16 protein-coding genes are annotated in these 23,267 nt (G+C 71.0%); 8 read left to right on the top strand and 8 right to left on the bottom strand.

Annotated features, from left to right (window positions below; translation table 11 throughout):
• Nucleotides 1-16: 16 nt before the first annotated feature.
• Together A3CQ_RS57060 and A3CQ_RS0104560 are read right to left on the bottom strand one after the other, a co-directional pair.
• On the bottom strand, nt 17-2,386 hold the full coding sequence (locus tag A3CQ_RS57060; protein WP_026205299.1) for a tetratricopeptide repeat protein: 2,370 nt from the start codon (nt 2,384-2,386) through the stop codon (nt 17-19).
• 162 nt (nt 2,387-2,548) lie between these two features.
• On the bottom strand, nt 2,549-3,553 hold the full coding sequence (locus tag A3CQ_RS0104560) for a Gfo/Idh/MocA family protein (RefSeq protein WP_020509730.1): 1,005 nt from the start codon (nt 3,551-3,553) through the stop codon (nt 2,549-2,551).
• Nucleotides 3,554-3,656: 103 nt separating this feature from the next.
• Between A3CQ_RS0104560 and A3CQ_RS0104555 the strand changes: the two genes are divergently transcribed.
• Both A3CQ_RS0104555 and A3CQ_RS0104550 read left to right on the top strand, forming a co-directional pair.
• A complete protein-coding gene (locus A3CQ_RS0104555) occupies nt 3,657-4,487 on the top strand; it encodes a sugar phosphate isomerase/epimerase family protein (RefSeq protein ID WP_020509729.1) in 831 nt (276 codons plus the stop codon).
• A gap of 96 nt (nt 4,488-4,583) precedes the next feature.
• Nucleotides 4,584-5,813, top strand: coding sequence for an alpha/beta hydrolase family protein (locus tag A3CQ_RS0104550; RefSeq protein ID WP_020509728.1), 1,230 nt, complete (start codon nt 4,584-4,586; stop codon nt 5,811-5,813).
• On the opposite strand, the gene A3CQ_RS0104545 is transcribed toward A3CQ_RS0104550, so the two are convergent.
• Nucleotides 5,803-6,633 (bottom strand): aldo/keto reductase, encoded by an 831-nt coding sequence (locus A3CQ_RS0104545; protein WP_051115166.1) that lies wholly within the window; start codon nt 6,631-6,633, stop codon nt 5,803-5,805. The genes A3CQ_RS0104550 and A3CQ_RS0104545 overlap by 11 nt on opposite strands.
• A gap of 101 nt (nt 6,634-6,734) precedes the next feature.
• Here A3CQ_RS0104545 and A3CQ_RS0104540 point away from each other — a divergent pair, with 101 nt between their 5' ends.
• From A3CQ_RS0104540 to A3CQ_RS57055, 3 genes are all read left to right on the top strand, one after another.
• Nucleotides 6,735-7,616: a helix-turn-helix domain-containing protein gene (locus tag A3CQ_RS0104540; RefSeq protein WP_020509726.1), complete on the top strand. Its 882-nt coding sequence runs from the start codon at nt 6,735-6,737 to the stop codon at nt 7,614-7,616.
• A gap of 10 nt (nt 7,617-7,626) precedes the next feature.
• Nucleotides 7,627-8,265 (top strand): LysE family translocator, encoded by a 639-nt coding sequence (locus tag A3CQ_RS0104535; protein ID WP_020509725.1) that lies wholly within the window; start codon nt 7,627-7,629, stop codon nt 8,263-8,265.
• An 83-nt stretch (nt 8,266-8,348) separates the two neighbouring features.
• Nucleotides 8,349-10,811 (top strand): putative bifunctional diguanylate cyclase/phosphodiesterase, encoded by a 2,463-nt coding sequence (locus A3CQ_RS57055; protein WP_020509724.1) that lies wholly within the window; start codon nt 8,349-8,351, stop codon nt 10,809-10,811.
• A gap of 48 nt (nt 10,812-10,859) precedes the next feature.
• Here the strand turns inward: A3CQ_RS57055 and A3CQ_RS0104525 are convergent, their stop codons facing one another.
• Nucleotides 10,860-12,605, bottom strand: a complete 1,746-nt coding sequence (locus A3CQ_RS0104525) for a M20/M25/M40 family metallo-hydrolase (protein ID WP_026205297.1) — start codon at nt 12,603-12,605, stop codon at nt 10,860-10,862.
• Nucleotides 12,606-12,782: 177 nt separating this feature from the next.
• On the opposite strand from A3CQ_RS0104525, the gene A3CQ_RS0104520 reads away from it, so the two are divergent.
• Nucleotides 12,783-14,477 carry a SulP family inorganic anion transporter gene (locus A3CQ_RS0104520; RefSeq protein WP_020509722.1) on the top strand — a complete coding sequence of 565 codons (1,695 nt, stop codon included), beginning with the start codon at nt 12,783-12,785 and terminating at the stop codon, nt 14,475-14,477.
• Nucleotides 14,478-14,504: 27 nt separating this feature from the next.
• Here the strand turns inward: A3CQ_RS0104520 and A3CQ_RS0104515 are convergent, their stop codons facing one another.
• Together A3CQ_RS0104515 and A3CQ_RS57050 are read right to left on the bottom strand one after the other, a co-directional pair.
• Entirely contained in the window at nt 14,505-14,942 is a 438-nt protein-coding gene (locus A3CQ_RS0104515; protein WP_020509721.1) for an SRPBCC family protein, read from the bottom strand.
• Entirely contained in the window at nt 14,939-15,559 is a 621-nt protein-coding gene (locus A3CQ_RS57050; protein ID WP_020509720.1) for a TetR/AcrR family transcriptional regulator, read from the bottom strand. Before A3CQ_RS57050 ends, A3CQ_RS0104515 begins: the two co-directional genes overlap by 4 nt.
• A gap of 176 nt (nt 15,560-15,735) precedes the next feature.
• Here A3CQ_RS57050 and A3CQ_RS51455 point away from each other — a divergent pair, with 176 nt between their 5' ends.
• Nucleotides 15,736-16,308 carry an alpha/beta fold hydrolase gene (locus A3CQ_RS51455; protein WP_084698899.1) on the top strand — a complete coding sequence of 191 codons (573 nt, stop codon included), beginning with the start codon at nt 15,736-15,738 and terminating at the stop codon, nt 16,306-16,308.
• A gap of 26 nt (nt 16,309-16,334) precedes the next feature.
• Here A3CQ_RS51455 and A3CQ_RS0104500 read toward each other — a convergent pair whose 3' ends face one another.
• Both A3CQ_RS0104500 and A3CQ_RS60480 read right to left on the bottom strand, forming a co-directional pair.
• Nucleotides 16,335-18,176 (bottom strand): substrate-binding and GGDEF domain-containing protein, encoded by a 1,842-nt coding sequence (locus A3CQ_RS0104500; protein WP_020509718.1) that lies wholly within the window; start codon nt 18,174-18,176, stop codon nt 16,335-16,337.
• A 95-nt stretch (nt 18,177-18,271) separates the two neighbouring features.
• Nucleotides 18,272-21,643 carry an AMP-binding protein gene (locus A3CQ_RS60480; RefSeq protein WP_169516249.1) on the bottom strand — a complete coding sequence of 1,124 codons (3,372 nt, stop codon included), beginning with the start codon at nt 21,641-21,643 and terminating at the stop codon, nt 18,272-18,274.
• 43 nt (nt 21,644-21,686) lie between these two features.
• On the opposite strand from A3CQ_RS60480, the gene A3CQ_RS0104490 reads away from it, so the two are divergent.
• A complete protein-coding gene (locus tag A3CQ_RS0104490) occupies nt 21,687-23,261 on the top strand; it encodes a PfaD family polyunsaturated fatty acid/polyketide biosynthesis protein (protein ID WP_020509716.1) in 1,575 nt (524 codons plus the stop codon).
• Nucleotides 23,262-23,267 lie beyond the last annotated feature (6 nt).

Raw genomic sequence — 23,267 nt, 5'->3', positions numbered from 1 at the left:
GCACTCCTTAGATCGCTCAGGTCCGTACGGGATCGGATCTGGTTGGTGAGTAGGACGGCCCGGCCCGGCCCGCCTCCGCCACCGCCAACGCCCCGCCCGGGTCGCCGGCCGTGCAGTGCGCGGCGACCGCCTGGCTCACCAGATCCGGCTGGCTGCCGAGCCGGTGCTCCTGGTCGGCCCAGTCGCCTTCCCGCGGCGCGGTCGCCGGCAGCAGGTCGACGGCCTGGTCAAGCAGCGGCACGGCCAGCTCAGCCCGGCCCATCGCCAGGGCCAGCGCTCCGACCCGCCAGCAGGCCCGAAGCCTCTCGGCGGGCTGCGCCGAGCCGGCGCCGGCCGCCTGCTCACACAGCCATGCCAGCCGGTCCGGCGTGATCGAGCGTCGGAAGTGATCCATCCGGCCGATATAGGCGACGGCGATGTTGGCCACCTGGTCGGCGAGACGCGGATCGTCGGGACCGGACAGCTCCAGCGCCCGTTCCCCGGCGGCGATCGCCTCGTCCAGGTCGGACCGCCGGCGCCGCAGCCAGTATCTTGCCTGATGCGCCATGCATCGGAGGCCGAGGATCCCGGTGAAGTCCGGATGATCGGCAGCCAACGCGGCTTCCGCCTCGGCCGCCAAGCCGATCGCCCGATCCGCCGACTCGTCGCCTGATTCGAGGTGGAACTTCTCCAGGTGGGCGAGGCTCAGCTCGGCCAGGTGCTGGGCGCGACCGGGCTGGTCGTCGGCCATCGCGCCGAGAGCCTCCTCGCCCATCGCGATGGCGCGAGTCAGGTCGGTCTCCGCGCCGCGCCGCCGGAAACGCTCGAAGTAGCCGATCGCGGCGTCGAGCAGCCGGCCCGGCCGTTCGATGTGGCCGGCCGGCGTCTCGTCGGCGGACCGCTGGGACAGCTCGATCGAGCGGTCCAGGTCGCCGGTCACGCCGTGCAGGAGGTAGCGCTCCAGGTGGGCAAGGCCGGCGGCCTGCGGGATCGAGGGACTGCGCGACCCGGTGCCGGTGAGCGCCTGCTCGCCGAGCTCAACGGCGCGATCCAGATCGGAGCGGCTCCCGAGCCGGCGGAAGCGCCGCTGGTAGACCACGCTCAGGTCGGCGCTGTGAGTCGCCCTGTTCGGGTGGCCGGGTGGCATCCGCGCCAGGACGCCCTCGCCGGCGTCCACGGCCCGGCTCAGGTCGCCGATCTCCCCCGTGCGGCCATAGAGCTCCCGGTACATGTTGGCCAGGTTCGCCCGGGCCGGGTTCGTCAGGTGGTCGGGCATACCCGCGATGGCCTGCCTGTTCAGCTCGATCGCTCGCCGGAGATCGGCCACCTCCCCGAGACGGTCGAACCGCTGCCGTAGGACAACGGCGGCGTTGGCGAGGGACATGGCCCGGTCGGGCTCTGCGCCGGGCCCACCCTCGTTCGCGCGGGTGGTCAGCTCGACCGCGCGTTCCAGGTCGTCCGGCCGTCCGTGCAGGAGGAACCGCTCGCGGTAGGCCATCCCGGCGTTCGAGAGAACCGGTGCCGGGACGCCGCCGGGCGCCGCCATCGCCTGCTCAACGAGCTCGATGCAGCGATCCAGGGCGGCGTGTTCCGTGCCCCGGTGAGTGAACCGCCGGAAGTAGGCCGTCGAGAGGTTGACCAGCACCTGAGCGACCGGGCGGCCGGGCGGGACGAGGCCGAGTGCCCGCTCGCCCGACGAGACGGCCCGGTCCAGATCGGCGTCCGCACCGCCGAGGTCGAACCGGTCGCGGTAGCACGCACAAAGGTTCGTGGCCCGGGACATCCGCTCCTCGTCGCCCTCCGCCGCCTCGAATGCCCGCACGCCCTGCTCGATCGCCAAGTCCAGGTCCGCCGCGTCGCCGCGCTGCATGAAACGGCTCCGGTAGGCGACACAGAGGCACGAAGCCACCCGGCCGCCCGGGTCCCCGCCCGGATCCGAAAGCCGGGCGCGCATAGTAAGGACGGCTGCGTCAAGTACCGCCGGGTCGCCGGACGTCATCGACGCGGCCTGGAGTACCCCGGTGATCGTCGTGGCGAATTCGGACTCGGACCCGGTTGCCGGGGTCAGCCCGACGAGAGCGCGGACCTCCGGCTGAAGGAGGTCCGGGACCATGTTGCCGAGCCAGGCCGACATCAAGACGGCAGCGGCCAACTCGGCCGGATCGCCCGCGGGGTCGGACACGAAGGACCGGAGAAAATAGAGCCTCGACACGTGGTGGTGGGCCAGCATCATCCGCATCGCGTCGTCCCGGGTGGGCGGGAGCGAATCTCTTTCGATCCGTGTCGCCGCCAGCAGCGCAGTCGCCTCCGCCTTGATCTCATGGCCGAGGATCAGCTCGGGTTGCCGGGAGGTCTCGAAGCGCTTCAGCCGCTCGTCGAGCCGAGCGATCAGGTCATCCGGCGACATGCGTGGTGGTACGGGATCCATGACCCCCGCGGTTCGCCCGTGTCATCGATCCGACAAGAAGGCTGTGGACGAAGAATTGGCCAGGAGATTCGCGAAGTTACCCGGCACCGGCCGGGCACTTGGCGGAGGCTCCTGAGTTCGACGCGGTTCGCCCGTCCGCGATCATCGGATCCGGACCTCGTCGATGCGTACGGGACGGTGCTCCGCGGCCGAACGGATGCAGGCCTCGGCGATCCAGTCCGCCTCGAGACCGTCGGCGACCGTGCACGGCGACGGCTGCTTCCCGGCGGCGACGTCGAGGAACGTCTCGAACTCGATGCGGAAGGCGTCGGCGAAGCGGTCCATGAAGAAGCGATGCGGCTGCGGGTCGGCGCCCGCGGCGCCCGGCGTCGCGTCGCGCATCGGCCACTTCGGGTCGATGCCGGCGGCGATGCTGTCGGCCGAGCCGTGCACCTCCAGCCGTACGTCGTAGCCGCGGCCGTTGTAGCGCGTATTGGACACGACGCCGAGGGTGCCGTCGGCGAACGTGATGACGGCCGTCGCGGTGTCGACGTCGCCGACCTCGGCGAAGAAGGGCGCACCGCGGTCGCTGCCGGTGGCGTAGACCTCGACGGCCTCCTGGCCGGTCACCCACCGTACGATGTCGAAATCGTGCACGCCGCAGTCGCGGTAGAGGCCGCCCGAGCCCGCGATGTAGTCGCGGGACGGCGGCTCGGGGTCCATGGTGGTCGATCGCACCGTGGTGAGGCGGCCGAGTTCGCCGGCGTCGACCGCGGCCTTGACCGCCGCCATCGCGACGTCGTAACGACGCTGAAAACCCATCATCACGGGTACGTCGTTGCCGGCGAGCCGGCGCAGCAGGGCGGCGCCGGCGGCCGCGTCGGACGCGACCGGCTTCTCGCAGAGCGTCGGCACGCCCGCCTCGGCGCAGGCGAGGATGAGCGGGGCGTGCAGGTCGGTGCCGGCCGCGACGACGACGCCGTCGATCCCGGCCGCGAGTAGTTCGCCGACCGAGCCGACACCTTCGGCGCCATGGCGGTCGGCGACCTGCCGGACCCGTTCCGGCAGGATGTCGGTGACGACGAGCGAGTCGATGGCGTCGATGGTGCTCAGGGTGCCGGCGTGGAAGGCGCCGATCCGGCCGAGGCCGATCAATCCGATACGCATGGCGCTCAGCGTAGGAACCGTGACTGTCCGTTTATCACGCCCGAACCCATCAAAAGGCCCTCAGGCATGGTTCCCCAGGCCCGGTCGCGCGCAGGATTCGGCCATGAGTCTCCTTGCGACCTGCTGGACCACCGCCGGCGACGCGAGCCCCTACCCCGGCGACCAGCGCAGCCCGGTCGGGATCCGGGAGCGGGTCGAGGCCGCGTCCGGCGCCGGGTTCGGCGGCATGGGCCTGCTGCACGCGGACCTGATGCCGGCGCTCGACGAGTACGGCGTACGCGGCCTGCGCGCCCTTCTGGACGACCACGGCATCGCCGACCTCGAGCTGGAACTGATCACCGGCTGGTGGGGGAGAGGCTCCGATCGCGTACGCCGCGACCTGCTCACGGCGGCCGAGGCGCTCGGCGCCCGGCACATCAAGGTCGCCCCCGACGTCACCGACGGCCCGTGGAACCGCGACGAGTGGGTCACGGCGTTCGCCGCGCTGGCGGCCGATGCCGCGAACGCCGGAACCCGGGTCGGCCTGGAGTTCCTGCCCTGGTCGAACATCAAGACCGTGCACGACGGCCTCTCGCTGGTCGAGGCGGCCGGTACGGCGGCCGGCGGGTTGATCATCGACGTCTGGCACACCGAGCGCGCGCACACCCCACCGGCCGATCTCGCCGCGGTGCCGCTGCGCCACATCGTGGGCGTCGAGCTCAATGACGCCGACGCGGAGCCGGTCGGCACGCTCTTCGACGACACCGTCAACCGGCGGCGGCTGTGCGGCCAGGGCACCTTCGATCTGGCGGGCGTCATCGCCGCGCTGCGCACCGCGGGCTGGGACGGTCCGTGGGGCGTCGAGATCCTTTCCGAAGACCATCGGAAGGCGCCGGTACGCGAGGCGGTCGCGGCCGCGTTCCGTACGGCGGCAGCGGTTCTCGCGCGACCCTGAGGCGGTTCAGGGTCCGGCCCGGGATTGTGCCGGATCCCGGGCCGGCCCGCCGGCCGTACTGTCGGGCCGAGCCACCCGACCGCTACGGGAGGAAAGATGTCCCATCCGGACATACCGACCAGCTTGTTGTCCCGGCGCTCGTTCCTGATCACGGCGGCCGCCGCTGCACTCGTCGCCCCCGCGTTGGATCCGAGCGAGGCCGGCGCGGCCGCCGCGCACGTCCCGTCCGGGCCGATCCCGCTGCTGCTGCCCGAGCCCACCGGCCGGTTCCCGGTCGGCGTGCTACCGCTGCATCTGCGTGACGCCTCCCGTCCCGACCCGCTGGTACCCGGGATCCCGTTCCGCGACTTCATGATCAGCGTCTGGTACCCGGCGCACCCGGGCCCTGGGCAGCCGCGCACCGACTGGCTCCCGCCGGCGGCCTGGCGCACGTTCCTGGAGCGCAATGCGTTGCCGCTCGACCTGCTCGCGGTGCCCCGTACCCACGGCCGGATCGGTGCCCGCGTGCTGCCCGCGGCCGCGCCGTACCCGGTGGTGATCTTCTCGCCCGGGTACGGCCTGGACCGGGGCAGCGCCACGGTGCTGGTGGAGGATCTCGTCAGCCACGGGTACCTGGTGGTCACCGTGGACCACCCGCACGACGCGGGGGAGGTGCAGTTTCCGGACGGTCACGTGGTGGCCATCGGCCTTGCGGACGACACCCCCGACGACGACGTACGGCTGGTCGGGCTGCGGATGGCCGACGTGCTCTTCGCGCTGAGCCGTCTGTCCACGGTGAATGCCGGCCGGAACCCGTCGGTGGAGGGCGGGCCCCTGCCGGTCGGCCTGACCGGCGCGCTGGATCTGCGCCGGGTGGCGGTGATCGGGCATTCGCTCGGCGGAGCCACCGCGGCGCACCTGCTCAACGACCCGCGGGTGAGGGCCGGCGCGAACCTCGACGGCGGCATCTTCGGCCCGCCGTTGTGGGACAGCTCGGACAAGCCGTTCCTGTTCTTCCTGGGCCAGGGGCACGACACCATCCTCGACCCGACCCTGCACGACCTGTGGGTGCGGCTGCACGGCTTCCGGGCCGCGGTGAACCTGCGCGACTCCGGGCACCTGTCGTTCACCGACTTCCAGGCGTTGATCCCCCAGCTCGCCGGGCCGGCGGGGTTCACACCGGAGCAGGTGGCCGGCTACATCGGCACCATCGCCCCGGCCGCCTCGGTGCGCACGGTCCGGGCGTACCTGCGCTCGTTCTTGGATCTGACGCTGCGGCACCGCGACGACGGCCTGCTGCACCGTCCGTCGCCGCGATTCCCGGACGCGCAGCTGGTCACCTTGTGAGGCGTGCGAACTCCTCGGCGGTCAGGTCGATGTCGCTTGCGGCCAGGTTCTCTTCGAGGTGGGCCACCGAGGAGGTGCCCGGGATGGGCAGGATCACCGGGGAGCGTCGCAGCAGCCACGCCAGCGCGAGCTGGTTGAGCGACGCGCCGTGGCGGGTGGCGGTGGTGGCGAAGGCGCCGCCGGGGTCGGCCATGCCCGTGCCGGCGAGGGGATACCAGGGGAGGAAGGCGATCTTCTCCCGTTCCGCGTAGTCGAGGACGTCCTCGGCCGCGCGGTTGGTGAGGTTGTAGAGGTTCTGCACCGCGGCGATCGGGGTCACCGCCTGGGCGGCCCGGATCTGCTCGACGGTGACCTCGGACAGGCCGACGTGCCGAACCTTGCCCTCGCGCCGCAGGTCGGCGAGCGTGCCCACCTGGTCCTCGATCGGCACCTGCGGGTCGACGCGGTGCAGCTGGAGCAGGTCGATGCGCTCGAGGCCGAGCGTGCGCAGGCTCAGCTCGGTCTGCTGGCGCAGGTATTCGGGGCGGCCGACCGGCACCCACTCGCCGGCGCGGGGACGGGTCACACCGACCTTGGTGGCGATCACCAGGTTTTCGGGGTACGGGTGCAGGGCGCGGCGGATCAGGTCGTCGGTGACGAGCGGGCCGTACGCGTCGGCGGTGTCGATGAGTGTGACGCCGAGCTCGATCGCGCGGCGCAGCACGGCGATGGCGTTGTCCTGGTCGGCCGGGTACCCGACGAAGCCGGGGCCGGTGAGCTGCATGACGCCGTATCCGAGACGGCCGACGGTCAGGTCGCCGCCGATGGTGAAGGTTGACATGCGTCCCACCGTGCCGCCGGTGATCACGCTCGCCCAGACCCGGCATTTGGTACCCCCGGCAGGGTCAGGAAACCGGTCTCGCCGCGACGCATACTTGCCGCATGACGACGCCGAAGATCGCCGGCACCCTCGGCGAGTTCCTGCAGTGGCATCGCGCCCGGGTCACACCCGAACAAACCGGTCTCAGCACGTACGGGGACAGGCGGCGCGTCGACGGTCTGCGGCGCGAGGAGCTGGCGCTGCTGGCCGGGGTCAGCTCGTCCTACTACACCCGTCTCGAGCAGGGGCAGTCCCGCAACGCCTCGCCGCAGGTGCTCGACGCGCTGGCCGCCGCGCTGCGCCTCGACGAGACCGAGCGTCTGCACCTGCACCGCCTCGGCGCCGACGGCGCCGGCCCTCGCCGCGTCCGGCGGCCCGCGGTCGAGAAACCCGAGCCGGGGTTGCTGGAGCTGCTCAACGCTCTGGGCACCACGCCCGCGATGGTGGTCGGCGCCCGCAAGGACGTGCTCGCCTGGAACCCGCTCGGCCACGCGCTGCTCGCCGGTCATCTCCCGGCCGACGCCCCGGCGTCCCCGGCAATCCGTCCGAACATCGCCAAGCTGGTCTTTCTCGACCCGGAGATGCGCGAGCTGTTCGCCGACTGGGAGGCCAAGGCCCGCGCCGACGTCGGCTGCCTGCGTCTGGTCGCCGGTCAGTTCCCCGACGACCCGGCCCTGGCCGAGCTGGTGGGCGCCCTGGCCGTGGGGAGCTCCGAGTTCGCCGCGATGTGGGCCGACCATCGGGTGACGACCTGCGCCTCGTCGATCTACGAGCTGCGGCACCCGCTCGTGGGCCGGATCACGGTCACCGAGCAGGCACTGAGCACGGCCGACACGATCGGGCAGCGCCTGGTGACGTACACGGCTCGGGCCGGTTCCCCGTCCGCCGAGGCCCTCGTGCTGCTGGCCCAGCTGACCGGCGACGCCGCCCGCCAATACGGTTAGCCTTGCGAGCATGCCTCCTGCCGATCGGCTTGCCGCCTTCGCTCTCGCCTCGTTCGTGCTCATCGTCATTCCCGGGCCCGCCGTGCTGTTCGCGGTGAGCCGGGCCCTCGCGTACGGGCGGACGGTGGCTCTCAAGACCGTCGTCGGCGGCGCCCTCGGCAGCCTGACCCTGGCTTTTGCCGTGGCCTTCGGGATCGGGGCGATCGTCGAGACGTCGGTCGTGGTGTACACGGTGATCAAGTTCGCGGGCGCGGCGTACCTCATCTATCTCGGGGTTCAGGCGGTCCGGCACCGGCGCAGCCTGCGCGAGGCGTTCGCGGCCCAGGCCGGGCCGATCAGCGGGGGCCGGACCGTGCTGCAGGGCTTCCTGGTCGGCGTGACCAACCCGAAGACCGTGGTGTTCTTCGCCGCGATCCTGCCGCAGTTCGTCGACCCGCGGGCCGGCCACGCGAACATCCAGATGCTCGTGCTGGGCGCCGTCTTCGCGGCGATGGCGCTGGTCATGGACTCGGTGTGGGGCATGGCCGCCGGCACCGTCCGGGCCTGGTTCGCCCGGTCCGCACGACGGCTCGATCTGGTGGGCGGCGCGGCCGGCCTCACGATGGTCGGCCTCGGCGTCGGCCTGGCGGCAAGCGGCCGAAAGGACTGAGGGTGATCGCGACTCAGGACTGACAATCGGTGGCCGATGAGAGGGGAGTCGCATCCGGCTGCGGCCCTCGAGGAGCGCGGATCTTGGTCATTCGAGCCATCGGCGCTCTGTTCGGCGCGGCCGCCACGCTGATCGGCCGGCTGCGGTACGCGCAGAAGTTCGTCGTGGTGGGCCTGGTGCTCCTGATCCCGCTGGGTTTTGTCGCGGCCGCATACGTCGGACTGCAGCGCAACCAGATCGCCTTCAGCGCCAAGGAGCGCAACGGCGTCGCCTACCTCGCACCTCTGGTCGCGCTGGCCGCCCGGACCGCGCAGGCCCGCCACGTCGCGGTCACCGGTGATCGGGCCGGGGTGCCGCTCGACGGCGAGATCGCCGCGGTGGACGCCGTCGACCACCGGCTCGCACCGAAACTCGGCACCGGCGACGCGTGGGCGGCCACCCGCGGGCTGGTCGTCGCCGCCCACCAGGCCACCGGCGCGGCCAGCGCCCGGTACGAGGCCTACAACACGGCCATGCAGGCGCTCTCCGATCTGATCGTGCGGGTCGGGGACCTCTCCAACCTGACCCTCGACCCGGACCTCGACAGCTACTACCTGATGGACACGCTGCAGTTCCGGCTGCCGGTGGTGCTCGACAACGCCGGACGCGCCGCGGACCTGGCGGTGCTGGCCGCCGCGGCGCCCGCCACGGCCGGAACGCAGGCGCTGATCGACCTGGGGCTCACCAACGGCGTCCTCGCGGCCACGAGAGCGACCATGGCCCGGGCGGTGACGACCATCACCGCCACCACCGCCGAGGCCGACGTACGCAGCCGGACCGGCGCGAGCTTCGACCGTCTGAACAGCGCGATCACGAGGCTGACCGCCACCCTGACGACGGCCGTCAAGGACCGCCGGCCGGCCGAGATCCCGGCGGACGGCGCCGGCGCGGTGCAGGCGGCGGCGACCGACTTCGCCGCGCAGGCCGCGACGTCGTTGGACCGTCTCCTCGAGATCCGGATCGACGGCTTCTCGGGCCGGGCCGACCGGGTCGAACTCGCCACCGGGCTGGCGGCGCTGCTCGCGGCGTACCTCTTCGTCGGTTTCTACCTGTCGGTCGCGCCGCCGATCCGCCGGATCGTCGCGACGCTGCACGCCGTCGCGGGCGGCGACCTCACCCAGCGGGTCGCCGTGGAGACCCGGGACGAGTTGAGCTTCGTGGCGCAGGCGCTGAACGAGACGGTGGCCAAGACCGAGGCTGCCACCAACCGGCTCGCGCAGGAGGCGACCCACGACACCCTCACCGGGTTGCCGAACCGGGTCCTCGCGCTGGATCGGCTGGGCCAGGCCCTGAAAAGGGGCCGGGTCTCCGTCCTCTTCATCGACCTGGACCGGTTCAAGCCGATCAACGACTCGCTCGGGCACCACGCCGGCGACCAGGTGCTCATCGAGATCGCCCGGCGCCTGACCACGGTCTTGCACGGCGTGGACACGGTGGCCCGGCTGGCCGGCGACGAGTTCCTGGTGATCTGCACGGGCGCCGAGGTGCCGGAGAACGTGGCGGAGCTGATCGTGGCGGAGCTGAGCCGGCCGATCGTGACGGGCACCGGCGCCGCCGCCCGCGAGGTCACGGTCGGGGCGAGCGTCGGGATCGCGTACGCGCACGGCTCCACCGAGCTGACCCCGGAAGATCTGGTACGCGACGCCGACGTCGCCATGTACCGGGCGAAGCAGCGCGGCCGCGGCCGGGCCGAGGTCTTCGACGACACCCTGCGAACCGCCGTCGAGTTGCGGCTGCGGACCCAGGAGGACCTGCGGCACGCGATCGGCGGCGGGCAGATCCGCCCGCACTTCCAGCCGATCGTCGACGGTGTCACCGCGGCGGTCGTCGGGTTCGAGGCGCTCGCCCGCTGGCAGCACCCGACGCGCGGACTGCTCGGGCCGGCCGACTTCATCGAATTGGCCGAGGAGACCGGCCTGATCGTGCCGCTGGGGGCCGAGATCCTGGCCCAGGCCTGTGCGCAGGCGGTTCGCTGGCAACGCGACCGGCCCGGCCGGAGGCTGTCGGTGAACGTGGCCGGTGCTCAGCTGGCCGACCCGTCCTTCGTCGCGACGGTCTCGGCCGTCCTCGGTGACACCGGCCTCGAACCGCACCTGCTCTCCCTGGAGATCACCGAGACCACCCTCATGGCCGACACCGAGGCGGCCGTCGAGACCCTCCGGGCGATCGCCGCGCTCGGCGTCCACCTGGCGCTCGACGACTTCGGCACGGGCTATTCCTCGCTGACCTACCTGCGCCGGTTCCCGGTGGAGGCGCTGAAGATCGACCGATCGTTCGTCGCCGGCATCGGCCAGGACCGGGAGGACGAGGCGATCGTCGGCATGATCCTCAACCTGAGCCGGGCTCTCGGCCTCCAGGTCGTGGCCGAGGGCGTGGAGACGGCCGAACAGATCGACCAGCTTCGCCGGTGGGGATGCCCGCTCATGCAGGGCTTCTACTTCGGCCGGCCGATGCCGGCCGAGCAGATCGAGCAGTTCCTGGAGGCGCCGCAACCCGTCCTGTCCTGAACCTCCGCCGAGAGGTTCAGGACAGGAAGCGGGGCCGGCGGCCGGCTGTCAGCTGACGGTGAGCGCGGTGTCGTCGATGACGAAGGACGTCTTCAGCGAGGAATCCTCGGCCCCGGTGAACTTGAGGGTGACGGTCTGCCCGGCGAAGGCGGCCAGGTCGTACGAGCGCAGGGTGTACGCACTGGCGTTGAGATTGGAGAACACCTGCAGCGTGCTGCTGCCGACCTGAACGGTCAGTTTGTCGTACTGGCTGGTGGTTGTTGTTTCCGCCGTGCTGATCTTCAGATAGAACGACAGCGTGTACGAGCCGCAGCCGGCGGGCAGGGTCACCGACTGGGACAGGGTGTCGGTGTGGGTCGAGCCGTAGCCGTCGAGCCACGCGTCGCGGGTGCCGGTACGCGGCGATCCCTCGCCGGTGTTCGCGCCGATGACCCCGGTCGTGGCGGTCCACGGTGTCGATGCGGTCTCGAAGCCGGGATTGCCGAGCTTTTGGCCGGGACTGGTACAACTGCCAGTCCCATTGACCGTCAGCGTGTATGAAGTGCTGTGGGTCGCGGAGCCCGTTCCCGTCACCGTGATGGTGTACGAACCGGGCGCGGCGGCCGTGCTGGTCGCGACGGTCATGGTGGACGATCCACCGGAGGTGACCGACGCCGGGCTGAAGCTCACCGAGACACCGGCCGGAGCACCGGAACTGGTCAGGGCGACGGTTTGCGCGCTGCCTGAGGTGGTGGCCGTGTTGACGGTGGCCGTGGCCGACGAGCCCGGGTTGACCGCGCCCGCGCCCGGGCTGAGCGACACCGAGAAGTCGTTGGCCGGTGTCGTGCCACCCGTGGTGAGGGTCCAGAGGGCGTACTCCTCGGCGTTGGCCCAGCGTCCCAGCGAAGTGCCGTTGATGTTCGACGGGTACGAGTCACAGGCCTTGTGGTAGCAGGAGTCGTACGCCTGCCCGGCGGTGCCGCCCCACTTGGCCACCTGGGCGCTCGTCTTCGTGAAGCTGGCACCGGTGGAGTTGATCGAGGACGGGATGCCGGCGTTGCGGAACGAGCCGTCGTCGCTGCAGCACTCGGTCGACGTCTCGGTGGGCACGTTGATCGAGGTGAAGTACTCACGCAGCTTCACGGCGATCGCGTCGGTGCCGGTGACGAAGTACCCGCCGTTGGTGGAGGCGACCATGTCGAAGGTGCCGTACGCCTTGATCGCGGTCCTCTGGGCCGAGCTCAGCGAGTTGACGTAGAACTTGGAGCCGATCAGTCCCTGCTCCTCGCCGGCCCACCAGCCGAACCGGAGGTGGTTGGTCATGGTCGGGTTGTTCGCGGCCAGCTGGAGCGCGGCCTCGAGGAGCGTGGCCGAGCCCGAGCCGTCGTCGTTGATCCCCGGCCCGGCCGACACGCCGTCGGAATGGGCTCCGAACATGTAGGTGTTGCTGGTGTTCCCGCCCGGCCAGTCGGCGATGATGTTCTTCGCGGAGCCGCCGCTGCAGGTGGTGCAGGTCTGCACGGTGACGGTGAAGCCCGCCGCCTGCAGTTTCTGCTGCAGATACGTCGTCGTCGCGGTGTGCCCCGCCGTGCCGGTCGCCCGGTTGCCGCCGTTGCTGCTGGCGAAGGTCTGCAGCTGTTGCAGGTGGGCGTTGACGTTGGCGACGTTGATGGTCGGCGGAGCGGCCAACAGGGAAGCGCTGAAAGCCGGCAGGGATGAGCCGGGCGAGGCCGCCACCGGCTGCGCGCTGAGGGTCAGCGCTGCCGCGGCTAAAACAGCTAGGGCAGGTCCTGCCGTCACCGTTCTGAGTCTCATGGGGGGCTCCTAGGGTCGAGGCCGATTCACGGCTGGCCGTAGGAGAACAGGAAGGTGCCACCAGGCACAAGATATCGAAACACCTATATCTCTTGGGTCTTTCCTCCGTTCCGGGTGATGTGCGTACCGAGCTGGGCCGCCACCGTGATGGCACACGGTCCAGCCGGGAGGCTTCGCATGAACCTGTTCCCGATGTCGTTGCGGGGGTACCGCCGCGCCTGGTTGACCGGCGACGTCATCGCCGGCCTCACGCTGGCCGCCGTGGCGATTCCGGAGGTGATGGGCTACACCTCCATCGCCGGCACGCCGATCGTGACCGGGCTCTACACCGTCATCTTCCCTACCCTGATCTTCGCTCTGCTGTGCTCTTCCCGGCTGCTCGTCGTGGGCGCCGACTCGGCGACCGCGGCCGTGCTCGCGGCCGGCCTGAGTGGTCTCGGCGTAGCCGGAGTGACACCGGGGTCGCAGGAGTGGCTCGCCTTCGCCGGCCTGACCGCGCTGGTCTGCGGTGTGCTGCTGTTCCTGGCACGCCTGCTGCGGCTGGGTTTCATCGGCGACTTCCTGAGCGCGTCGGTGCTGATCGGGTTCCTCACCGGGGTCGGGATCCAGGTGTTGTCGGGGCAGATCCCGGGCCTGCTCGGCATCAGCAAGGGCGGCGGCGGCTGGGTCGAACAGCAATGGCACTGGCTGACCTCGCTGTCCTCGACCAGCCTCACCACGTTCGCCTTCGGGCTCAGCACGGTCGTGATCATCTTGATCTTCAAGCGCTTCCTGCCGGTCGTCCCGGGCGCCATCGTCGCCGTCCTCCTGCTGACCACGGTCTCCGCCCTGACCGACGCGCGTGCGCACGGCGTGGCCGTGGTGGGTGCCGTGCAGGGCGGCTTCCCACCGCTCGGCCTGCCGTCGGGAATCTCCTGGTCGGATGCGGCCAAGGTGCTGCCGACCGCACTGTCGTGCTTTGTGCTCATCATCGCCCAGAGCGCCGCCACCTCCCGCAGCTTCGCGTTCAAGCACGGAGACGCGGTCGACATCAACCGGGACATCGTCGGGCTCAGCGGCGCCAACCTCGCCGCCGGTCTCAGCGGCACCTTCGTGGTCAACGGCAGCCCGACCAAGACGGAGATCCTCGATGAGCAGAAGGGGCGCACCCAGCTGGCCAACATGACGATGGCGGCGGTGGTGCTGCTCTTCACCCTGTTCTTCACCGAGCTGCTGACGGCCATGCCCACGGCGGTGCTGGCCGGGATCGTCTTCCTCATCGGTTTCAGCCTGATCGACCTGACCGGCCTGAAGCGGCTGTGGCACCGCCGCAAGAACGAGTTCGTGGTCGCTCTGATCACGACGGTCACCGTCTTCGCCATCGGGGTCGAGCAGGGAATCGTCCTCGCGGTCGTACTGTCCTTGCTCGACCTCGTCCGGCGGCAGTACAAACCCGGCGATTACGTCGTCCAGCAGGACGAGTCCGGACAGCCGGTCTACCTGCCGGCACGACCGGGCACACAGAGCCTGCCTGGACTGGTGATCTTCCGGTACGACGCGGAGCTGTTCTACGCCAACGCCAACCGCTTCGCCGACCACCTCGAATCGGTGATCTCCGCCGCCCCGGACCCCGTTCGCTGGATCGCGCTCGACTGCGCCTCGATCTCCGACGTCGACTACTCGGCGGGGGTGACCTTGAGCCACCTCGTCGACTACAGCCGGGCCCACCACGCCCGTTTCGTGCTCGTCCGGCCGGACACTCAGCTGCTCACGACGCTCCGGGCGTACGGCACGGTGGATGTCATCGGAAGCGACAACATCTTCCCGACCTTGCAAGACGTGTTCCGCGCCTATCAAGCAGACTCGGGCACGGCGGCGGACCCCGCCTCCTAGAGGGACCTACGCCTCGTGCGATCGCGGTCAGGCCGGCCGCCGTTCTTCGAGGAGCTGCTTGAGAACGCCGAGGTTGGCGGCCACCGCCGACTTGATGCCGGCGGCCGCCAAGGGCGCGACGAGCCGGACCGGACCCGAGGCCTCGAGTTTCATGGTGTTGGTGAGCAAAGTGCCGTTCCCGGCCGGGGTGAGCAGGTAGGTGACCTCGGAGTGGAAGGGGCCCAGGGCACCACGGATCGAGAGCATCTGGTCGCGCTCGAACTGGGTGACCTCGAACGTCTCCTCCCTCCGGGCGGGAAGCGTTCGTGTTTGCCGGTAGCGCGAGCCGACACCGACCGGGTCGCCGTCGATCTTCCGGGTGTCGCTTATCGCATAGTTCCACAGCGGTACGTTTTCGAAGTCGGCGAGGAAGCCGAACACGTCGGCGAGCCGGCGATCGATCGTGATCGTGTTGGTGAACTTCATGTGAGCTGATCTCCTCGGGTGCGTAGTGATTCGACAAGGAGGCCGAGCCCGTACTCGAACTGGTCGTCAGAGGCCGCCGATGGCAGGTCCGGGCGCAGGGCGTGCAGATGCGGGTAGTCGCTCGGGTCGAGTGCGTCGATTGCTTTGTTCCACGAGGACACGTATGCCTCTTCCGGCTGCTGGTGCACCCGCGGCAGCTCCCAGATGACGGAGCCGAAGACGTAGGTGAACAGGCTGTAGAAGGCACGCACCGCGTCGCCGGGCGCGAAGCCGGCGCGTATCAGGACGCCGTGAACGGTCTCGAGCTGGGCGAAGACGGGTCCCACCGTCAGCCCGTGGTCGGCGAGGATGCGCCCGAGAGCGGGATGGGCGGTGGCCGCCGACCGAAGCGCTCGCAGGTAGCCGACAACGCGGCGTTCCCAGTCATCAGCGGCGCCGTCCGGGACCTCGATCTGTCCCATGACCCGTTCGGCGACCGCGTCGACGAGGTCGCGCTTGTCGCTGACGTGGCGATAGAGCGACATCGTTCCGACCCCGAGGCGCTGGGCGACATGCGGCATCGTCACCGCTTCGAGACCCTCGGTGTCGATCAGCACCAGCGCCGCCTCGACGATCACCGTGCGGGATAGTGTGTTGCGCGGCGCTCGCTTGGTCGCGCCCCCGCCTGAACGTTGAGCCGGCATCTCGGTTCCTCTCTTGCGTATGACGTACGCTATCACTAGCGTACGTCATACGCTAGTGGACCCGGACGGGTCCGGCGTCCGGAGATCGAGGAGAAGCCAATGCCCTCGACCTGGACAACGTCCGCTTGGTCGGCCACTCGGGCGGCGCCGCCGTGGCCGTCCGCTATCTCGCCGAGCGTGGCAGCAATCGCGTTCACAGCCTGACCTTGGTGTCGCCGATGCTGCCGTTCTTGAAGCAGACCGCCGACAACCCGGGCGGATTGCCGGAGGAACTGTTCGACGGGTTGCTGAACGCCTTGCGGACCGACCGCACTCGCTGGCTCGCCGACCAGCAACAGGTCTTCTTCGCGTCACACCTCAGGCCGGTCTCGCCCAGCCTCATCGATCGGACTCGCCGTGACTGCGAGTCGGCCTCGATGTACGCGGTACTGGCCCTGCAGCGGCACGTGTTCCACGACGACAATCGCCGCTTCGTCGACTTGGTCGACGTGCCGACGCTGGTCATGCATGGTACGGCCGACTTCTCGGCGCCGGTCGAAGTCTGCGGACGACCCACCGCCGCCGCGATCTCCGGCTCGGAATACATCGAGTTTCCCGACGCGGGACATGGGATGTACGCGAGCCACCACGAGTCGGTGAACAGCGAGCTGCTGCGGTTCTTCGCCGCCCGACGGGCTGGGTGAGGCCCGCTGCCTGCCTTCCGGCGACGTCAGCGTCGGGGCGTGCCCGAGCCGGCCTCGACGCCGGTGCGCCGGGACTTCGCTCGGTACATGGCCGCGTCCGCCTCGCGGACCAGGGCATCCGCGTCGGCGAAGGGCGTGCGGTGCGCCACGGCGACGCCGATGCTCGCCGAGACCGCCAGCTGAAGTCCGTCCGGCCGGTGGGGGCGGTCGAGCGCGGACAGCAGCCGCCGGGCCGTGGACTCCGGGGTGTGGTCGTCGCCGAGCGCGTCCAGCAGCACCAGGAACTCGTCGCCCCCGAAGCGGCCCGCGGTGCCGTGGCCGCCCAGCTCGGCACGCAGCCGGTCGGCGACCTCCACCAGGATCTGGTCGCCGACGGCGTGCCCGTACGTGTCATTGATCTGCTTGAAGTCGTTGAGGTCCACGAAGAGCACGGCCACCTCCGGGCCACGCTCGATCGCGGCGGCCAGCAGTTGCAGGAAGTGGGACCGGTTGGGCAAGCCGGTGAGGTGGTCGTGGAGCGCGCTCGCCCGCAACTGCTCCTCCTGCTCGCGGAGGGTGTGCAGCACGGCCTGGTAGTCCAGCGCCATCGTCAGCAGCGCCGCCCACTGGTTGATCGGCTCGCGCCCGGTGGCCGCCTCCAGGTCCACCCGGTCGACCGTGGCCAGCAGCCCCCAGTCGCGGTCGCCCACCCTGACCGGTACGACGAAGGTCAGCGAGCCGGGCTCGGCGCGGGCCTCGTCCAGGATCTCCGCCGGCGGGAACCCGCTGGCCGTGACCGGCGGAAGCGGCGCCGAGGGCGGGAAGTGTCCCGCTATCTCGAGACTCGGCTCGCCGGGGGTCCACAGCCCGAGGCAGCCGGCCCGGGCCGACGTGCGGCCCAGCCAGCCCAACTGCCGGGGATCCTCCTCGTGACTGCGCAAGAGGTCGAGGCTGATGTCGTACTGGCTGCTGAGGGAGCGCTGCAACCGGGTGCGCTCCCGGTACTGCGACTGCCCCTCGGCCCGCAGCGACGCCTCACCGGCCGAACCGGGGCAGCCGCAGGACTCACGCACCACCAGTTCCGTCGCGACCTCGTGACGCGCCGGTGGCCCGCCGGTGCCGTCGATCGCCGCCAGCAGCACCTCGGCCGCGGTGGCGCCGACCTGGAACAGCGGCTGGCGGACGGTGGTCAGGCGCGGCTCGGTGAACGACGCGTCCGAGAGGTCGTCGAAGCCGACGACGGCCTGGTCCTCGGGCAGCCGGCAGCCGGCGCCGGCCAGCACCCGGAGGATGCCCATCGCGTTCAGGTCGGTGCCGGCAACCACCGCGGTGGACGGCAGCCCGGCCTCGAGCATCGCGCGGGCCGCGCCGGCGCCCCCGGCCTCCTGGTTGTCGGTGGCCTCGAAGACCAGGTCCGGGTCCGGCTCGATGCCGTGTGCCCGCAGCGTCCGGCGGTAGGTCTCGTACCGCTCCTGCTGGTCCAGCGCGTTCAGGAAGCCGGCGAACGCGATCCGCCGGTGCCCGTGCCGGATCAGATGCTCGACCGCGGCCCGCACCCCGACCCGGTTGTCGGGAAAGACGGTCGGGCAGTCCAGCTCGGGGAACTCGTGGCTGACCACGACGACCGGACGGCCGGTGGACTGGATCTCGTGCAGGTACTTGGCGCTCGCCGCGTTCACGATCACGACGAAGCCGGCGACGTGGTCCCAGGCCAGGGGGTACGGCGGGTGCGGCGGTTCGGTCAGTTCCAGCTGGACGGTGCCCGCGTCCAGCGTCTGCACGGCGACCACCGCGGCGCCGGCGTCGGCCGCGGCCCGCGCGATCCCCTCGATCACGCCGCCGAAGTACCACCCGCCGAGGAACGGGGAAAGAACACCCAGGACGGCCATCGTGCCCCCTCCGCCCGCCACTGCGTCGATAGGGGACCTTACCGCCGCGGCCCGTGGTGTGGTTGCGTTCGGCCGAAGTCCCGGGAGCAGCCCGGTCAGCGCCGCTCCGACGGGATGGTCAACAGGCCGCGCAGCTCGTCGGAGAACCGGGCCATCCAGTCGTCGATCTCTCCGCCCGTCCACCCCAGGTGGCGAGGCGAGCAGGACCAGTCCAGCCGGGTTGCTCCCTCGAGGATGGAGCATTCGAGGTAGAGCGGCGGTTGCCGCAGGCCGCCCTCGGGATCCGACATCTCGCCGAGCGGTACGTCACGGGGGGAGAAGAGGCCGCTCCGGCTCTGTGCCGGCGCCTCGCCCTGGAAGTTGAACCACAGCGTCGGAACCGGCGCGTCGGAGAAGGACGAGTCGTCGCTCAGATTCGTGAGGGCCTCGAACGACACGCCGGCCGAGGGAACGCGGGCGAGCCGCTCGGCGACCGCGGTCAACGTCTCCGCCGGGCTCTGGGCGGAGCTGTCCTCGAAGGCGAGCGGGAACGTGCAGTGGAGGTCGCCGGCCGTCCGCGAGAGATCGAGGCCGTGCACCGCTCCCTGTCGCGCCGTGGTCGACAGTCTGATCGTCAGACGACCGCAGTCCCACTCGTGCTGAGCGGTCCGTACCAGCGCCGCGAGCAGGGTCGTGGCAATCGGAGAACGACGACCATTCAGCCGTACGCCCCGGAGCGCGCGCGTCTCCCCGGGACTCAAATATTGCCGTACGTCGGAAGCGTCCTTCTGTTTGAGGCTGCCATGAAGGCGGGAGTCGTATCGGGTCGGCGGTGGGACGTCGAGCTGCGCGCGCCAGAAATCCCGGTCGACGGCCGCGCCCCCGTACGCGAAATCGTTGATCCATCGGGAGAAGTCCTCGAAACGCGCCGAGGCCCGGCCCAGGCGGAGCGGCTCGCCCTGTTCGTCCAGCCGGCAGAGGTGGTCGAGCTCGTCGACCAGGATGCCGAGCGTCACGCCGTCCATGACGAAGTGATTGACGGCGATGAAGAGGCGCTGCCCCGAGCCCGTCTCGATCAGGAGCAGACGCATCACCGGCCCGTTCTCCCGGCTGATGCGACGATGCTGGTCGTTCAGCAAGGGCAGGAGCTCGTCGGGCCCGTTCACGGTGACCGACTCGAAGGTGAAGCTGTGCTCGACGTCGCCGTAGCGCTGGGCGGACCGGTGCAACCGCAGCCGCAGCGCGTCGTGCCGGGCGACCAGCGCGGATGTGGCCCGGCGGAGGCGCTCCGGGGTGAGCGTCCCATGCACGTCGAGCATGACCGCGCGGTTCCACCAGTCCGCCTGGCCGAGCCGCAGGGCGTGCACCTGCCCGGGGCTGAGCGGGATGTCGCCCGTGTCCGCGTTCGGAACCGTCGCCTGATCCTCGGCGGGCGCGAGCTCGAACTGCCGGGCGACGAGGGTCGCCAGATCCCGCAGGGTGGTGCCGTCGTCGACGTCCGCCGGTGTCACGCGCGCGCCGGTCCGGTTCTCGATGCGCCTGGCCAGGTCCATCAGCCCGAGCGAGTCCAGGCCGGCGTCGCGCAGAGGCAGATCCACGGGTACGTCGTTCGGGTCGCTCAGCTGGAGCAGGGCCGCGACCTCGGTCCGCAGCAGCCAGAGCAGGTAGTCCGCCGGTGGCTCTTGTTCTTTTTGTTCTCCAGGACCGCTTTGTCCCACCAAGGCCGACGAGCGCAGCGAACCGTCCGCCCACTGCCGCCTGCACTCCCCGCGCTGAAGCTTTCCGCTGGTCGTCTTGGGCAGGCGACCGGGCTTCAAGAGCAGGACCTCGTGACACTGCACGCCGCTGTGCGCGGCCACCGCGGCCCGGATCGCCGACACCGTACGCTCGACCGGGACCGGCGAAGCGAGGGCCTTCTTGCGTACCTCGGCCGCCACCACCACCCGCTCGGCGCCGTCGGCCCGCACCCCGAACGCGACCGCGCTGCCCGGCCGCAGGATCGGGTCGGCCGCCACCACCGCGGTCTCCAGGTCCTGCGGATGGATGTTGCGGCCGCCGACGATGATCAGGTCCTTGAGCCGGCCGCAGACGAACACCTCGCCGCTGTCGCCGATGACGCCGAGGTCACCCGTACGCAAGAATCGTCTTTTGTCGTTGTTTGCCAGGCGGGCGGCGAAGACGGCCTCGTCACCGCGTCCCCAGTAGCCGGTCGACACGCTGGCGCTCGAGACCCAGAGCTCGCCCACGGTATGGGGTGGTTGCGGCAGAAGTGTGACCGGATCGACGGCCAGTACCGCGACGCCGAGCTCGGCATCGGGGACGCCACTGCCCACGAGGGTGACCGCGGGCGCGCCCGGCGAGGGGGGAACGATCACGCCGTCCCGGTCCAGCACGGCCCGGTCCCCGCGGAGCAGCGTCGGTTTCCGGCCGACCGCGCCGCTGACGAAGAGCACGGCCTCGGCCATGCCGTAGACGTTGCAGAACGACGCCGGATCGAAGCCCATGGGCGTGAGCTGGGCCTCGACGCGATCCATCGTCGCCGCGAGCATCGGCTCACCACCCTGCAGGGTGGCGCGCAGCGAGGAGAGGTCGTACGCGTCGCCGTCGCGCAGGCCGCGCAGCACGTACTCGTAGCCGAAGTTCGGCCCGGCGATGTGCGTGCCGCGATAGCGGTCGATCACCTCGAGCCAGAGCCGGGGCGCGGCCAGGAAGGAGAGCGGGGAGAAGGCGACGCAGCGGGCGCCGGTGTGCATCGCGTTGAGGATCCCGCCCGCCAGCCCCATGTCGTGGAAGAGCGGCACCCAGCCGACCAGCACCGACTCGCCGTCGACTCGAGTGTTGCGGCCGATCAGCTCGAGGTTGTGCGCGAGGTTCCGATGGCGGATGACCACGCCCTTGGGCGCCGACGTCGAGCCGGACGTGTACTGGAGATAGACGATGTCGTCGGGGCCGAACTCGCTCGCCGCGCGGGCCAGCTTCGCCGCCGCGTCGCCCGGTTCCGTCCGCTTCGCGCGGTTGGACAGGAGCCAGGTCAGCTTGGGCCAGCTCGAGGTCCCGCGGCCGCGCAGCCGATTCGCGACACCGTCGCGGACCGACACCAGCGTCGTGAGCGCGCGGTACCTGGCATGCGTGAGCGCGACGCGGGCGCCGCAGTCCTCGACGATGTGCCGCAGCTTCGGCAGTTCCCGATCGAGGTGCCGCGGATCGGGGCTGGCCACCGGGACCGCGATCGCGCCGAGCAGCAGGCACCCGAAGAAGCCCGCGACGAAGTCGAGACCGTCGTCGGGCGGGAAGATCAGGAGGACCCGGTCGCCGGCCACCACCCCGCACGACCGGAGGAGATCGGCCGTTCCCGCCGCCCGCCGCACGATCTCCTCGCAGTCGGCCGTGTCCGTCTCGTTCCCGTGGCGATCGAGGAACGTGTAGAGGGGCGCGTGCGGAGCCGCGTCGAGGCGCTCGACCATCGTGGTGAGGAGGCTCGCGGTCACGCCGGACATCCTAAGTGGCCGCCGGGGACTAACGTGGGGGCTCGTGGACGCGCTGGGCTGGACTCCGGGGGGACGTGCGGCCGACTTCTCGCCGGCGGGCATCCTCGAGGGCGTTCGCCGCTTTCGCGAGCCCGTGCACATCGTGCGCAGCGAGGCCGGGCGCGAGCCCGGGCTCGGCCTGGGCGGAGTCGTCGGGGCCGGGGCGGGACACGAGCTGGTCGGCACGCTGCCCGCGCTCTACCCCGAGTGGCTCGGCGACCGGTCCTTCAACCGGACCCACGGCGTGCGATTTCCGTACGTGGCGGGGGAGATGGCCAACGGCATCGCGACCGTGGCTTCGGTGGTCGCCATGGCCCGCGCGCGGATGCTGGGGTTCTTCGGCGCCGCCGGGCTCGCCCTGCCGGCCGTCGAGCGGGCGGTCGACGAGCTGCGCCGCAGCCTGCCCGGCCAGGACAACTGGGGCGTCAACCTGATCCACTCGCCGGCCGAGCCGGGGCACGAGGAACGCCTGGTCGACCTGCTCGTGCGGGCCGCGGTGCCGCAGGTGTCCGCCTCCGCGTACATGGAGCTGACCCCGGCCGTCGTCCGGTGTGCTGTTTCTGGCCTGCGCCCGGAGGGCCGGGCCCGGCAGCTGTTCGCCAAGGTCTCCCGGCCCGAGGTCGCCGCGAGGTTTCTCTCCCCGGCGCCGCCCGAGATCCTGCGCCGGCTTGTCGAGCAGGGGCGGATCACCCGGGAGGAGGCCGAGCTGGCGGCGCACGTGCCGCTCGCCGAGGACGTGACCGTGGAGGCCGACAGCGGCGGCCACACCGACAACCGGCCGCTCGCCGTCGTGCTCCCGGTGATCCGGGCACTGCGCGACGAGTTGACCTCGCGGCACGGCTACACCCGGCCGATCCGGATCGGCGCCGCCGGGGGACTGGGCGATCCGGCCGGGGTCGCGGCCGCGTTCGCCGCCGGGGCCGACTACGTCGTGACCGGCACCATCAACCAGCTCTCCGTCGAGGCCGGGCTGTCCGACACGGCCAAGGCCCTGCTCGCGCAGGCCGATCTGGCCGACGTGGCGATGGCGCCGGCCGCGGACATGTTCGAGTACGGCGTCAAGGTGCAGGTGCTGCGGCGCGGCACGCTGTTCGCGGCGCGCGCGGGTCAGCTCTACGAGACCTACCTGGCTCATCAAACGCTCGACGACGTGCCCGACGCGACCCGCGAGCGACTCGAGAAGGACGTCCTGCGCGGCACCTTCGAGGACTGCTGGAAGCAGACCCGCCAGTTCTGGCTCGACCGTGACCCGGGCGAGGTCGACCGGGCCGAGCGCGAGCCGCGCCATCGGATGGCCCTGGTCTTCCGGTCCTACCTGGGACTGTCGAGCCGGTGGGCGATCACGGGGGAGCCGACCCGCGTCACGGACTACCAGATCTGGTGCGGTCCGGCGATCGGCGCCTTCAACCGGTGGGCGGCGGGCAGCCCGCTCGCCCAGCCCGCCCGGCGCACGGTCGTCCAGATCGCCCTCAACCTGCTCGAAGGCGCGGCCGCGGTGACGCGAGCCCACCAGCTGCGCTCGTACGGCGTCCCGGTGCCCGCCGAGGCCTTCGCCCCGCGTCCGCGCCTGCTGTCCTGAGGAGAG

This window comes from Paractinoplanes globisporus DSM 43857 (assembly GCF_000379645.1).
GTDB classification, from domain to species: Bacteria; Actinomycetota; Actinomycetes; order Mycobacteriales; family Micromonosporaceae; genus Actinoplanes; species Actinoplanes globisporus.
The sequence above is the reverse complement of the archived record's forward strand: the minus strand, read 5'-3'. Positions and strand labels throughout refer to the sequence as shown.

Coding starts and splice junctions, on each gene's coding strand:
- A3CQ_RS57060 (WP_026205299.1), bottom strand. CDS start 2,386: ATGTCGCCGGATGACCTGATCGCTCGGCTCGACGAGCGGCTGAAGCGC.
- A3CQ_RS0104560 (WP_020509730.1), bottom strand. CDS start 3,553: ATGCGTATCGGATTGATCGGCCTCGGCCGGATCGGCGCCTTCCACGCC.
- A3CQ_RS0104555 (WP_020509729.1), top strand. CDS start 3,657: ATGAGTCTCCTTGCGACCTGCTGGACCACCGCCGGCGACGCGAGCCCC.
- A3CQ_RS0104550 (WP_020509728.1), top strand. CDS start 4,584: ATGTCCCATCCGGACATACCGACCAGCTTGTTGTCCCGGCGCTCGTTC.
- A3CQ_RS0104545 (WP_051115166.1), bottom strand. CDS start 6,633: ATGTCAACCTTCACCATCGGCGGCGACCTGACCGTCGGCCGTCTCGGA.
- A3CQ_RS0104540 (WP_020509726.1), top strand. CDS start 6,735: ATGACGACGCCGAAGATCGCCGGCACCCTCGGCGAGTTCCTGCAGTGG.
- A3CQ_RS0104535 (WP_020509725.1), top strand. CDS start 7,627: ATGCCTCCTGCCGATCGGCTTGCCGCCTTCGCTCTCGCCTCGTTCGTG.
- A3CQ_RS0104525 (WP_026205297.1), bottom strand. CDS start 12,605: ATGAGACTCAGAACGGTGACGGCAGGACCTGCCCTAGCTGTTTTAGCC.
- A3CQ_RS0104520 (WP_020509722.1), top strand. CDS start 12,783: ATGAACCTGTTCCCGATGTCGTTGCGGGGGTACCGCCGCGCCTGGTTG.
- A3CQ_RS0104515 (WP_020509721.1), bottom strand. CDS start 14,942: ATGAAGTTCACCAACACGATCACGATCGATCGCCGGCTCGCCGACGTG.
- A3CQ_RS0104500 (WP_020509718.1), bottom strand. CDS start 18,176: ATGGCCGTCCTGGGTGTTCTTTCCCCGTTCCTCGGCGGGTGGTACTTC.